A 12,464-nucleotide genomic window follows, 5' to 3' on the forward strand; every position below is an offset into this window, starting at 1 on the left:
AATATAGTACATAATAGAATAACGGGGTTGTAAGAGATGGATCAAAATAAATATTTAATAATTTTAAAAGGTGAGGATAGAACAAAAGATATAGTGTTTTTCGAAAAACAAGGTCAAAGAATAAAGATAAAATTTAGGGGAAGTAAGGTGTATGGATATAGTATAAAAAATGTAAATATTAAGAAGAACCCTATAAGTCTTGATATAACAAATAAAGCAGTATATTGTGAAGACGTGCCGATATATAATGTTGAGCAGGTTTTAAATTTTAATGGAAAAGTAAAAATTATTTATAATAAAGGTAAAAGCATAATATGTGATTTAAAATCACTGAGAATTGAGAATAACAGCATAAATACAGCAGCTGTAAAAAATATACTTGAATATTGGACAGAAATATCTCAGTATACTAATACAGATGATGAATCAGAATCTTTTTTAAAAAAAGAATATGAAAAACTTAAATTTATTAGTCCTAGAAGTATATTGAGTAGTTATATAAATAAAGACCATTTAAAAACTTCATCATATAAAAATAAAATTATTTTTCCATTTAAATTTAATTTAAGCCAGAAACAGGCACTGAAAAATGCTTTAAAAAACAATATATCAATCATTGAAGGTCCTCCTGGAACAGGAAAAACACAGACCATACTTAATATAATAGCTAATTTAGTTATACAGGATAAAACAGTTGCAGTTGTATCGGGAAATAATGCAGCGGTACAAAATGTTAGAGATAAACTTGAAGCTAAAAAGTATAACTTTTTTGTGGCTTCTTTGGGAAAGTATAAAAATAAAGAAAAATTTTTTAATAAATTACCTAAGTTTGACGTTCCGGCCAATTGGAAAAGTGAAATTGAAGAAAATATATTATTAAAAAAAATAAATAAATTAAATAAACGTATTGATTATCTGTTGGATTTAAATAATAAAAAAGCAAAAATGCAGCAAAAATTGTCTGCTTATATTATGGAAAAACAACATTTTGATGTTTATTATGAGAACCAAAGAATAAGTGAAATTAAACAATTATCATTTTATCGTAAAACTCCTGAAAAAATAATTTCATTTTTAGTAGATAACTATTTTGCAAAGGAAAAGAAAAAATCGTATAGTATTTTCTATAAACTGAAAATATTATTTAAGTATGGTTTTTCTGATTTTAAGAACTTAAAAACAAAAGAGATGGATATTATATTGAACTTACAAAGAGAATATTATGAACTAAAAATAGATTTTTTAGAAAAGGGAATAGAAAATCTGCAAAATCAATTAAAAAATTGTTTATTTGATAAATTGATTAAACAGCATGAAGAATATTCGATAGCCTTATTTAAACATAAATTATATAAAAAATATCATAGTAAAAAGAAAATTAATTTAAACATACATACATATAAAAAGAATTTTAATGAATTTATTAATAACTTTCCTGTTATACTTAGTACTACTCATTCGCTGCGCAATTGTATACCTGAAAATTATTTGTTTGATTACATGATTATAGATGAATCATCTCAAGTTGACTTACTGTCTGGTGCGTTAGCTTTATCTTGTTGTAAAAATGTCATTATTGTTGGAGATATGAGACAATTACCTCAAATAGTTGATGACTCTATACAGGATAAAATAAAGAATTATAAAATAGAAGATACTTATAATTATTTCAAACATAATATATTATCCTCAATGTATTTTCTTTATAAAGAAAAATTGTCCAAGGTTATACTAAGAGAACATTATAGGTGTCATCCTAAAATAATTGAATTTTGTAATCAGAAATATTATGATGGGGAATTAATTCCTTTTACTAAAGAAGATGAAAATGATGATTCTTTAATACTTTATCGTACAAGCAAAGGTAATCATATGAGAACTGTTACAAGAGGAGAGAAAAAAGGAAAATTTAATCAAAGAGAAATAGATGTCACAGTTGAAGAAATATTAGAAAACCCTATATTATGTACTGGAAACAACTTAGATATTGGATTTACTACCCCTTATAGAAAACAGGTGGAAAAAGCAAATAGTGTTTTAAATAAGGAAATAGAGTGTGATACCATACATAAATATCAAGGACGTGAAAAAGAAATAATGATTATGTCAACGGTTCTTGATAAAACACATTTTGGAAAGATTGGAATTTCATTTGTCGATGACCCATGTAAAATAAACGTTGCTGTTTCAAGAGCCAAGAAAAGATTTGTTTTAGTTACAGATAACTCATTATTTAATAAATATGGAAAAGAAGTTAAAGGTTTAATAAATTATATAGAATACAATACATTGGACAAAAATGTTATAAACAGTGAAATAGTATCGGTGTTCGATTTGTTTTATCAAGAGTATTCGGAAAAACTTATATCATTTAAAAGAAGATTGTTAAAGAAATTAAAATATAAATCAGAAAATATAATGTACATATTGTTAAATGATATTATTAGTGATGTGAAGTATAATAATCTAAAGGTTGCTACACAAGTATTACTAAAAAATTTATTAAAAAAGACTGATAAACTCAATGAAGATGAAAAAAAATATGTAAATCATAATGCTTCAGTTGATTTTGTAATTTATAATAAATTAAATAAATACCCGATTCTAATTATAGAAGTAGATGGATTTGCTTTTCATGAAAATAATCCCAGGCAATTGGAAAGAGATAAAATAAAAAATGCAGTTTTGAATAAATATAATTTGCATTTTTTAAGGCTTGCTACTACAGGAAGCGGTGAACGATCAAAGATAATAAGCAAATTAGATGAATTATTATGAGCCATTCTTAGTAATGAATTTATTTTTTTAATGAGAAGAAATTAATTCAACTTTTCAATCCTATCTCTTTATAATCGAGTAATTATTCGTTAAAATAGTCAAATATCGAATAGAATGCTTAGCAGCGAGGAAATAAATCAATTATTTTCTTTCAAATCAATTTCTAGGAGGATTATTCTTTGTTTTTCATAATTATACAATTATTATGAAAGAAGATATAGAAGAAGTTGTAACTGAATATAGACTAGATCTTAAAACTTGCTTATTTTAATACTTAAGATTGACATTAACGAACAAATGTTTTATAATATATTTAAGAAATGCCAATTAAGAAGGTGATTGATTATGACATATACTATGAAATTATTTAAAGATGAATTCAATAATATAAAATGTAATAATAAAAGAATAGAGGTTCGTTTAAATGATGAGAAAAGAAAAAAGATAAAAAGTAATGATAAGATATTATTTTATAAATTACCGTATTTAGATGAAAATGTGCTAGTCAATGTTGAACAGGTTTTTATTTTTCCTAGTTTTTTAGATATATATAGATATTTTCCTATTACAAATTTCGGGTATAAAAATATGGGTGTTAAAGAGATTTTGAATAAAATACATACTATATATACTAAAAAAGAAGAAGATTCTATGGGAGTAGTGGCTATAAAATTCAATATATTAGGTGATAGCGATATGAAAAACTTTTAAAAAAGGGTGATAAAGTTAGACATGAATGCTATTCAAAGGAAAAAGTTTGAAGAATTGGATCTAAATAATGAATTTTTTGATAGTTTAAAAGCTGATTATCCTGGATTCGAAAAATGGTTTCTAAGAAAAGCTGAAGATGAACAATCTGCTTATGTACTGGAAGATAATGGGCTTCAGGGATTTTTGTATTTAAAGGAAGAAAAAGAAGAAGATAGCTCAATTACTCCTCACTTTGAATTAAAAAGAAGGCTCAAAGTAGGAACCTTTAAAGTAAATGCACATGGTACCAAAGTAGGAGACAGATTTATTAAATTAATTATTGATGAAATGTATAGAAAAAAATATGAAAGCTTATGTGACAATATTCGACAAACATAGTAGTTTAATAGATTTATTTGAAAGATATGGGTTCTACTATTATGGTAAAAAAGATAGTGTATCTGGTGTAGAAAGCGTGTACATAAAAAATGCTAATAAAATATTTAATGATATGTATTTAGACTATCCTAAAATACATATAAGAGATAATAATAAATTTTTATTATCTATTTATCCAAAATTTCATACTAGAATGTTTCCAGATTCTAAATTAAGAACTGAAAAAGACTTATTTATAGAAGATGTATCTTCCAGTAATAGTATCGAAAAAATTTATCTTTCAGGAGCATATCATCTTGATAGATTTAAAAAAGGTGATATAGCTGTTATATATAGGACTAGTGATAATGGACCAGCTTGGTATGAGTCTGTTGCGACTTCTGTATGTGTTGTTGAAGAAATAAAACATATTAGTCAATTTAGTTCTTATAAGGAATTTCTGGATTATTGTATTAAGTATAGTGTTTTCGAAGAAAAAGAGCTAAGAAAATTTTGGAAAAGCAAAAAGTATCCCTTTTTAATTAAAATGTTGTATAATATTGCTTTAAAAAAAGGCCAATCAGAAAACAACTTATAGAAGATGTAGGAATAGATGGAGATAAACGTTGGGTTACTGTTCTGCTTACAGATAATCAATTTAAAAGAATACTAGAATTAGGTGAGGTTAATGAAAGTCTTATTATCGATTAAACCAGAATATGCTCAAAAAATTTTTGCTGGGGAAAAGAAATATGAATATAGGAAAAGAATTTTTAAAAGAAACGATGTAGATATGATTGTAGTGTATGTGACAAAACCAGTAGGTAAAGTAGTGGGAGAGTTTGAAATAGCTGAAATTTTAGAAGATGATCCAATAACTATTTGGGAGAATACAAAAGAGTATTCTGGAATTGCTAAAGATGATTATATTGAATATTTTAGAGATAATGATAGAGGATTTGCTTTATCTATAAAAAACACTATCACATATCAAAAATCGTTAGAATTGAATGAAGTTGATTCAAATATAAAATGTGCGCCACAATCTTTTATGTATATAAAAGGAGAAGTATAGGGTGAAGAACAAAAAAGTCCTTTTTAATTCAACAGTTATCCACCCTCTTGTATCACGGTCAGCGTTTTGATATTTTTTCTTAAGGAGATTTAAGATTTCTGTAAAATCAGAGCTATCCTATTTATCATCACCTGCATCATGTTCAAGTTCAGCTAAAATATTCAATAAAGCCTCTCTAACTTCTTTTTTAGGGAAATAGTTTGCATATTTCCTTATAATCTCTTCTAAACATTAACAAATTTTTATTCATTTTGTTTTTTAGTATATTCCTCATATTCAGGAAAAGCCTTTTTAAGTTTAATAGTAAGATAACCTCGCATGTCCTGGTCACCTTTCTTATATTGTTCTTTTAAAAAGTCCAGAATTTTATATACCGTAGCTTTATCTTCTTCCTCTGGTTTACTAGGATTAAATTTATCATTTAACTTATTTAAAGCAGCTTTAATTTCTACATCAGATAAATATTTTACTGCTTCCATAATTATATTTTCAGGAGATTTCCTCATTTCACCTTTTCCTTTTTTAATCCATTCTTCTCTAATCCCATATTCTTTAGATATTAATTTTATTAGTTGGTTAGATGGGGTGTTTATACCTCTTTCAATTTGGGAAATTGTTTGTCTGGTAACACCTAGAGCTTTGGCAAATTGTTCTTGAGTTGTATTATTTCTTACTTTTTTAATTCGCAACTTGATATTACTATCCATAATTATCAGCCCTTTATTTTGTAAATTTAATTTACAAATATCCATTAAAAACCTTGACAAAGAAATTAAATTGCATTATAATATACTTGTAATTAACATTTAAACAGGTTGTTAATAAAAGATAGGATTTATAACTGAATAAAAGCAGTAAAGCAGTAAATTTGATTTTTAAAAAGTATTGAGTAAAAATTATTTAAAACATATCATTATAAAAATCTATTCTGATTTAACAAAACAATAAAGCAAATTATTTCTACAATTAATTTTAGTACAAGATAATAACATAAAATGATAGAAAGGAGGAGTATCCATCTATTAATCCAGGGTAAAAAGAGAACAGTTGCCAGCTGTTCTGTTAGCTTATTCCATTAATAATTATATCATATGGACAGGTTTTTGTAAATTTGTGGTAGAGGTGTTTTACTGGAGTATGGTTCCCGGGAGGGGTTGCTGTGCAAAGAGGAGAGGAACGACAGGAAGGTTTACCAGAATATCAACCGGGAGATAAGATCTACAAGTTATTTAATCACGATATAGTAATAATAAGGGGAAAAGATGAGGAATTTATTATAAGAATTGCTAAGTTGAAAAAGAATAGAAGTGTTTGACCTGGGGCCCTGGGCCGGGAATTTATTTTCCTGGTCCATTTTTAATATGGAGATATTGCCGTCTAGCGATATTATTTTTAAAAAAAGAAGGAGGATGTTTTTGATGAAAAAGTATTTAGAAAGGTTTTATTCAATTACTATCTTTAGTCTTGTGTTTATGTTAATAGGTGCTGTATTTTCTTTAAATGTATATGCTAAACCAGTAGAGGTTTCTCTCTGGCATTATTTTGAACACGAGGCGGAGGCACTGGAAAAGGTAGTAGCTGATTATAATGCTATGCAGGATGAGATAGAAGTTATTCCTACCTTTGTTTCTCGTGAAGAGTTAATGAATCAGTATACAATCGGGGCAATCTCCGGTGAATTACCTGATATCGGTATGGTAGACTCACCCAATATGGCTTCATTTATTGCTTTAGGTGTTTTTGCTGATATTACTGAATATGTAGAAGAATGGGATGATCTTCAGTATTTTTACGATGGTCCCTTAAATAGTACTATGGATGTTGAAGGAAATATCCACGGGCTGCCAAATAATTCAAACTGTTTAGCTTTATTGGTAAACATGGATATTCTGGAAGCGTCCGGGTTTGACGAACCACCTACTACTTGGGATGAATTTTATGAAATAGCAGCAGCTACTACAGATCCGTCTAATTCTATTTATGGTTTTTCTATGAGTGCAGTAGGTAATGAAGAGGGGACCTTCCAGTTTATACCCTGGTTATATGCCTCTGGGGCTTCTATCAGCTCTTTAGTTTCTGAAAAAGCCATTAGTTCATTAGAATTATTGACCAATTTAGTTAAAGAGGGATATATGAGCAGAGAGGTTATTAACTGGGGACAGGGTGATGCCTATAATGCTTTTGTAGCTGGTAAAGCAGCTATGCTGGAATCGGGAACATGGCAAATTGCAACAATGGATGAAGATATAGATGATGCCTTTGATTATCAATATACCCTTCTCCCTAAGGGTGAGGAGTATGCATCTGTTATAGGTGGAGAAAATTTTGGAGTTACTGTTGCTGCCAGTAATATTGAGGCTTGTACAGATTTTATAAAATTCATGCAGACAGCAGAGAATAATGCCAACTGGTGTGAAATAGCAGGTAAATTACCTGTTCGGAGTGATGCTGCTGAATTGAAAGACTTCTGGACAGAAGATGAAAGATATGCAGTATTTACTGACGCAATGAACTATGCTGTAGCCAGAGGACCACACCCAGAGTGGCCTATTATCTCTGAAGCAATTTATTCAGCCGTACAGGCGGCCTTGATTGGGGAAAAGACTCCAGAACAGGCAATGAAAGATGCAGCAGCAATTATTAATCCAATTCTAGCAGAGATACCTGTTGCTGGAAGTAATTAGATTCGGGTAAGTTATACTACTCTCGGTGATTTATCTTATTGCAAAGGGGTGTGTAAAAGATGAAAATAGCTGCTAAAAAATTTGAAGGATATATATTTGCTCTCCCTGGTTTTATATATACAGTAGTGGTACTGGGCTATCCGCTTATTTATAATCTTATTTTAAGTTTTAAAGATTTAAATATAAGAAACTTAAGGAGTGGAAATGCTGTATTTATAGGTCTGGCTAATTATAAGCAGTTATTTGCTGATTCAACTTTTCAGCTGATATTGAGAAATACTTTTATATTTACCATTGGATCATTGGTTTTTCAGTTTACTATCGGTTTTATCCTGGCTTTGTTCTTTTCAAAGAAGTTTAAGCTAGCAGGTCCTATCAGGGGTTTGTTGTTAATTGCCTATATGATGCCGATAGCAGTAACAGCTATGTTAGGAAAAAATATCTTTGGTGTATCAGAGGGTTTGATTAATGATCTTTTATTAAAAATGGGGTTTATTAGTGAGCCTGTCCAGTGGCTGGTTAGTACCAGTACTGCTCTTATTGCAGTAATTGCAGTTAATTGTTGGATTGGTATTCCCTTTAATATGCTGATCTTAACATCTGGTTTAACGAATATTCCCCAAAGGGTATATGATAGTGCAGCTGTAGATGGAGCTAATGCCTGGCAAAGGTTTTACCATATTACCCTGCCATTAATGCGTCCAGCTATCATGGCTGTACTGATGTTAGGCTTTATCTACACCTTTAAGGCCTTTGATTTGATGTTTATTATGACAAGGGGTGGTCCACTAAATTCTACTGATGTACTGGGAACCTATGCCTATAAGCTTTCTTTTACTAAATATCAATTTTCTATGGGTGCAGCAACTGGTATGGTACTTTTTTGTTGTTTATTAGTAATAGGTCTGTTTTATTTAAGGCTAATAGCTGGAGAGGAGGATTAATATGTTGGAAAAAATTAAATCCACTTTAAATTCCGGGAGGGGTAGAAAAAACATAATTTTTTCTTTCCTGGCTATGTTAATAGCAGTAATATTCTTATTTCCAATCTACTGGTTGTTAATGATGTCTTTTAAACCTGACATTGAAATATTTGCTAAGGTACTGACATATTATCCTCATGAATTTACGATTCAACCCTGGCTAGAGAACTTGCAGAATCAGGAGTTCCTGTATTCACTGAGGAATAGTTTTATGATTGCTACTACTTCCATGTTGCTTTCAATTATTTTTGGTGTTCCGGCAGCATATGGTATGGGAAGGTATAAGGTGCCAGGCAGGAGAATTATTCTGCTAACTTTTTTAGTTACCCAGATGTTACCACCTTCTCTAATGCTGACACCAATGTATTTGATTTTTAATAATTTTGGGTTACTGGGTACTTATCTGGCACCGGCAATTGCTATTTCCTCAGGTGCCGTTCCCTTTATAGTAATAATTCTAAGGCCCTATTTTAAGAGCATTCCCAGATCTTTGGATGATGCGGCCCGGATTGATGGCTGTAATCTATTCCAATCTTTTTTTAGAATAATGATTCCGGCAATAAAGACGGGTATTATCGTTGTTGTAGTAATTTCTTTTTTAGGTGGTTGGAATGATCTGGCCTATTCGATGACTTTCAATGTTAAGGCAGAAATGCGTCCTCTGACAGCAAATATTTATAAGTTTCAAAGTAAATATGGGACAAGATGGAATGCTATTATGGCATATGGGGCAATTCTGGTAATACCTGTTATATTGGTTTTTGTATTCCTACAGAAATATATTGTCGGGGGGCTGACTGCTGGGGCAGTTAAAGAATAGAGATTCTAGTATTAAAATAAATAGAGGAATAATGATATGGCTGTGTTTATGTTAAGGTAGCTATTGATGAAATTCCTCTATTTACAAGAGACGATTTTGAACAGAAATTTTAAGAGGGGGATTATAGATGATAAAACAGAGTGGGAACAGAGTAGTAAGGCGATATGATCAGGAACTGCTTTCTATTGAACCTTGGGGTCCTAATAGCCTTCGGATTCGTGCTACACAACGCCATCAGTTTCAGGATGATACATATTCTGCCTTACTGGAGGTAGAAGAGACTGAGGTTGAAATTGAAGTTGATGGAGAAAGTGCTAAAATTACTAATGGTAAGATCAGGTGTGAAATAATGGAAACAGGCAAATTAAAGTTTTATAATCAAAAGGGTGAGCTTCTTTTAGAGGAATATGACCGTAATCGGATGAGGGATAATATTGCAGGGGAGTTTAATAGTGCTTTAGAGATTGAGCCCCGCAGTTTTGAACCACATCTGGGTACAGATAATTATAGATTAACGGTAAGATTTGAAGCATCAGAGGGGGAGAGACTCTACGGTATGGGACAGTATCAACAGCCATTTCTGGATCTAAAGGGTTGCAACTTAGAGTTAGCCCATAGAAATTCTCAGGCCAGTGTACCCTTTGTGCTTTCAAATAAGGGTTATGGATTACTCTGGAATAATCCGGCTATCGGCAAGGTATCTTTCGCTAAAAACATAACAGAATGGACGGCTTATTCTAGTAAAGAGATGGACTACTGGATTACAGTTGGTGATAGTCCGGCCGAAATTGAGGAGGCTTATGCTGATACTACTGGTAAGGTTCCAATGATGCCTGATTATGGTACAGGTTTCTGGCAGTGTAAACTACGCTATCAGACTCAGGATGAGATAATGGAGGTAGCCAGGGGTTATAAAGAACGGGGCCTACCTATCTCAGTAATTGTAGTTGACTTTTTTCACTGGCCTTTCCAAGGTGATTGGAAATTTGATACTGATTACTGGCCTAAGCCTGAAAAGATGGTCAAAGAGCTAAAAGAGATGGGTATTGAACTGATGGTTTCTATCTGGCCGACTGTGGAAAAAGGAAGTGAAAACTATCAGGAGATGAAAGAACTGGGATATCTGACCCGTTCTGAGACAGGTAAGCGGATTGGCCAACTGGGGAATGCCTGCTTTATTGATGTCACAAATCCTGATGCTAGAAAATATGTCTGGAGTAAACTAAAAGAAAATTATTATGATAAAGGTATTAAGATCTTCTGGCTGGATGAAGCCGAACCGGAATTTACCAAATATGAATTTAGTAATTATCGATATTTCCTGGGGTCTGACCTGGAGGTAGGAAACCTATATCCGAAGTTGTATGCACGGATGGCTTATCAGGGAATGGAGGCAGAAGGTCAGGAAAATATAGTGAATCTTTTGCGCTGTGCCTGGGCAGGTTCACAGAAGTATGGTGCCCTGGTCTGGTCCGGGGATATCGATTCAAGTTTTCGTTCACTGCGAAATCAATTATCTGCTGGTCTTAATATGGGTCTTTCTGGTATTCCCTGGTGGACAACTGATATAGGGGGATTTCATGGTGGCAATATCCATTCAGAACAATTTAAAGAATGTCTGGTTAGATGGTTTGAATTTGCTGCCTTCTGTCCAGTTATGAGATTGCATGGATTACGTGAACCATTTAAAGAACCCCTGGCTGAGACTGGGGGAGGTAAGATGCATAGTGGAGCAGATAATGAAGTTTGGAGTTATGGTCCGGAGGTATATGAGATCTGCAAAAAATATATGGAGCTGCGTGAAAGGTTGCGCCCCTATATTAAAGGGTTAATGCAGGAAGCCCACCAGAAAGGAACCCCACTAATGAGACCGCTTATCTATGATTTTTTTGATGATGAAAAGGTCTGGGAAATTGAAGATCAATATATGTTCGGTAGTGATATACTTGTCTGCCCGATTCTTTATGAAGATAGGCGGGAAAGGGAAGTTTATTTGCCTGCTGGTAGGTGGAGGAATATCAATAATAATAAGGTCTATCAAGGTAGTAAAAAGTATCTATGTGAGGCCCCTCTGGATTCTATCCCGGTCTTTGTTAGGGAAGGCAAACTGGAAGAGCTGTAATACTATAATTACAAAAGATACTTGCATCATAAAGAAAAGTAGGATGTAAAATTGATTAGAAGCCAATTATAAAAAGTTGGGATAAATGTTCAGGTGAATAATAAAAAGAAAGGAGTGGTGAAGGCTGATGAGAACACAGATTGACACACAGGGGTTATTTGATTATGATGGTGGTTTTTATGGGAAAATAGCCATGGTATTTGATTGTTTTATGTTAAATATCTTGTGGATAGTCTTCAGCCTTCCCATTGTTACTTTTGGTGCAGCAAGCACTGCTTTCTATTATACGGCAGTTAAAGTCATCAAAAAGGATAGGGGTAATATACTGGAACAATTTTTACATGCTTTTAAAATAAACTTTAAAGATGCTACAATACTATGGCTGCTGATTGTAGTACTCAGCTTTATTTTCCAGCTAAATGTGGGGATATTGTCCTCGCTAACAGAAGGAAATGTCAGTTTATTCTTTAGGTGTTTCTATATTTTCCTTTCAGTCTTTATCATAGGAATAGCAATGTATGCCTTTCCGGCCCTTTCTCGTTTTGATATGAGTACTAGCTGGATTTTAAAGCTATCAATCTATATGACAGTCCGCTATTTTTCGATAACATTAATATTGTTTGTGATATTATTATTATCAGCTTTCTTATTATATTTACTTCCTATATTTGTAATTATACTACCGACTGGTTCTATTATTGTATATTCATATTTTATGGAGAAGGTTCTCCTAAAACATACACCTGGAGTATAATAGTTTCACCATAGGTAGTTATAGTTGTTATTATCATAGTAAAGCTCGAAATAGTGTCAGTTATTTCCAGCTAAATGAAATAACAGGGATGAGTCTTCTTTGAACTAAGACATAAACTTTAACAAAGATGGTTATGATGGATTAGTTAACAATGGTAGATCATTAAATATATTAAGGAGA

General features: G+C 31.7%; 12 protein-coding genes. 11 read left to right on the top strand and 1 reads right to left on the bottom strand.

The window, feature by feature from the left end:
• Positions 1–36 precede the first annotated feature (36 nt).
• From D7D81_RS08045 to D7D81_RS08060, 5 genes are all read left to right on the top strand, one after another.
• Positions 37–2,778 (top strand): DEAD/DEAH box helicase, encoded by a 2,742-nt coding sequence (locus tag D7D81_RS08045; RefSeq protein WP_125988947.1) that lies wholly within the window; start codon positions 37–39, stop codon positions 2,776–2,778.
• A gap of 345 nt (positions 2,779–3,123) precedes the next feature.
• The gene (locus D7D81_RS08050; protein WP_125988949.1) at positions 3,124–3,489 is read left to right on the top strand and encodes an ASCH domain-containing protein; all 366 of its coding nucleotides are present in this window, start codon (positions 3,124–3,126) and stop codon (positions 3,487–3,489) included.
• Positions 3,490–3,495: 6 nt separating this feature from the next.
• Positions 3,496–3,867 (top strand): hypothetical protein, encoded by a 372-nt coding sequence (locus D7D81_RS19805; protein ID WP_205739383.1) that lies wholly within the window; start codon positions 3,496–3,498, stop codon positions 3,865–3,867.
• Positions 3,812–4,444: a hypothetical protein gene (locus tag D7D81_RS19810; protein ID WP_205739384.1), complete on the top strand. Its 633-nt coding sequence runs from the start codon at positions 3,812–3,814 to the stop codon at positions 4,442–4,444. The genes D7D81_RS19805 and D7D81_RS19810 overlap by 56 nt, the downstream gene beginning before the upstream one ends.
• Before the next feature lie 90 nt (positions 4,445–4,534).
• The gene (locus D7D81_RS08060; protein WP_125988951.1) at positions 4,535–4,921 is read left to right on the top strand and encodes an ASCH domain-containing protein; all 387 of its coding nucleotides are present in this window, start codon (positions 4,535–4,537) and stop codon (positions 4,919–4,921) included.
• Positions 4,922–5,163: 242 nt separating this feature from the next.
• Here the strand turns inward: D7D81_RS08060 and D7D81_RS08065 are convergent, their stop codons facing one another.
• On the bottom strand, positions 5,164–5,628 hold the full coding sequence (locus D7D81_RS08065) for a helix-turn-helix transcriptional regulator (RefSeq protein WP_164522164.1): 465 nt from the start codon (positions 5,626–5,628) through the stop codon (positions 5,164–5,166).
• A 452-nt stretch (positions 5,629–6,080) separates the two neighbouring features.
• On the opposite strand from D7D81_RS08065, the gene D7D81_RS19470 reads away from it, so the two are divergent.
• From D7D81_RS19470 to D7D81_RS08090, 6 genes are all read left to right on the top strand, one after another.
• Positions 6,081–6,236: a hypothetical protein gene (locus D7D81_RS19470; RefSeq protein ID WP_164522165.1), complete on the top strand. Its 156-nt coding sequence runs from the start codon at positions 6,081–6,083 to the stop codon at positions 6,234–6,236.
• Positions 6,237–6,339: 103 nt separating this feature from the next.
• Positions 6,340–7,605 carry an ABC transporter substrate-binding protein gene (locus tag D7D81_RS08070; protein ID WP_164522166.1) on the top strand — a complete coding sequence of 422 codons (1,266 nt, stop codon included), beginning with the start codon at positions 6,340–6,342 and terminating at the stop codon, positions 7,603–7,605.
• 59 nt (positions 7,606–7,664) lie between these two features.
• The gene (locus D7D81_RS08075; protein WP_125988957.1) at positions 7,665–8,549 is read left to right on the top strand and encodes a carbohydrate ABC transporter permease; all 885 of its coding nucleotides are present in this window, start codon (positions 7,665–7,667) and stop codon (positions 8,547–8,549) included.
• Between the two features lies 1 nt (position 8,550).
• Complete coding sequence (locus tag D7D81_RS08080; RefSeq protein ID WP_125988959.1) at positions 8,551–9,408, top strand: carbohydrate ABC transporter permease; 858 nt, start codon at positions 8,551–8,553, stop codon at positions 9,406–9,408.
• A gap of 127 nt (positions 9,409–9,535) precedes the next feature.
• Positions 9,536–11,530: a glycoside hydrolase family 31 protein gene (locus tag D7D81_RS08085; RefSeq protein ID WP_125988961.1), complete on the top strand. Its 1,995-nt coding sequence runs from the start codon at positions 9,536–9,538 to the stop codon at positions 11,528–11,530.
• A 127-nt stretch (positions 11,531–11,657) separates the two neighbouring features.
• Complete coding sequence (locus tag D7D81_RS08090) at positions 11,658–12,284, top strand: YesL family protein (RefSeq protein WP_125988963.1); 627 nt, start codon at positions 11,658–11,660, stop codon at positions 12,282–12,284.
• Positions 12,285–12,464 lie beyond the last annotated feature (180 nt).

The organism is Halocella sp. SP3-1, assembly GCF_003953885.1.
Classification (GTDB): domain Bacteria; phylum Bacillota; class Halanaerobiia; order Halanaerobiales; family DTU029; genus Iocasia; species Iocasia fonsfrigidae.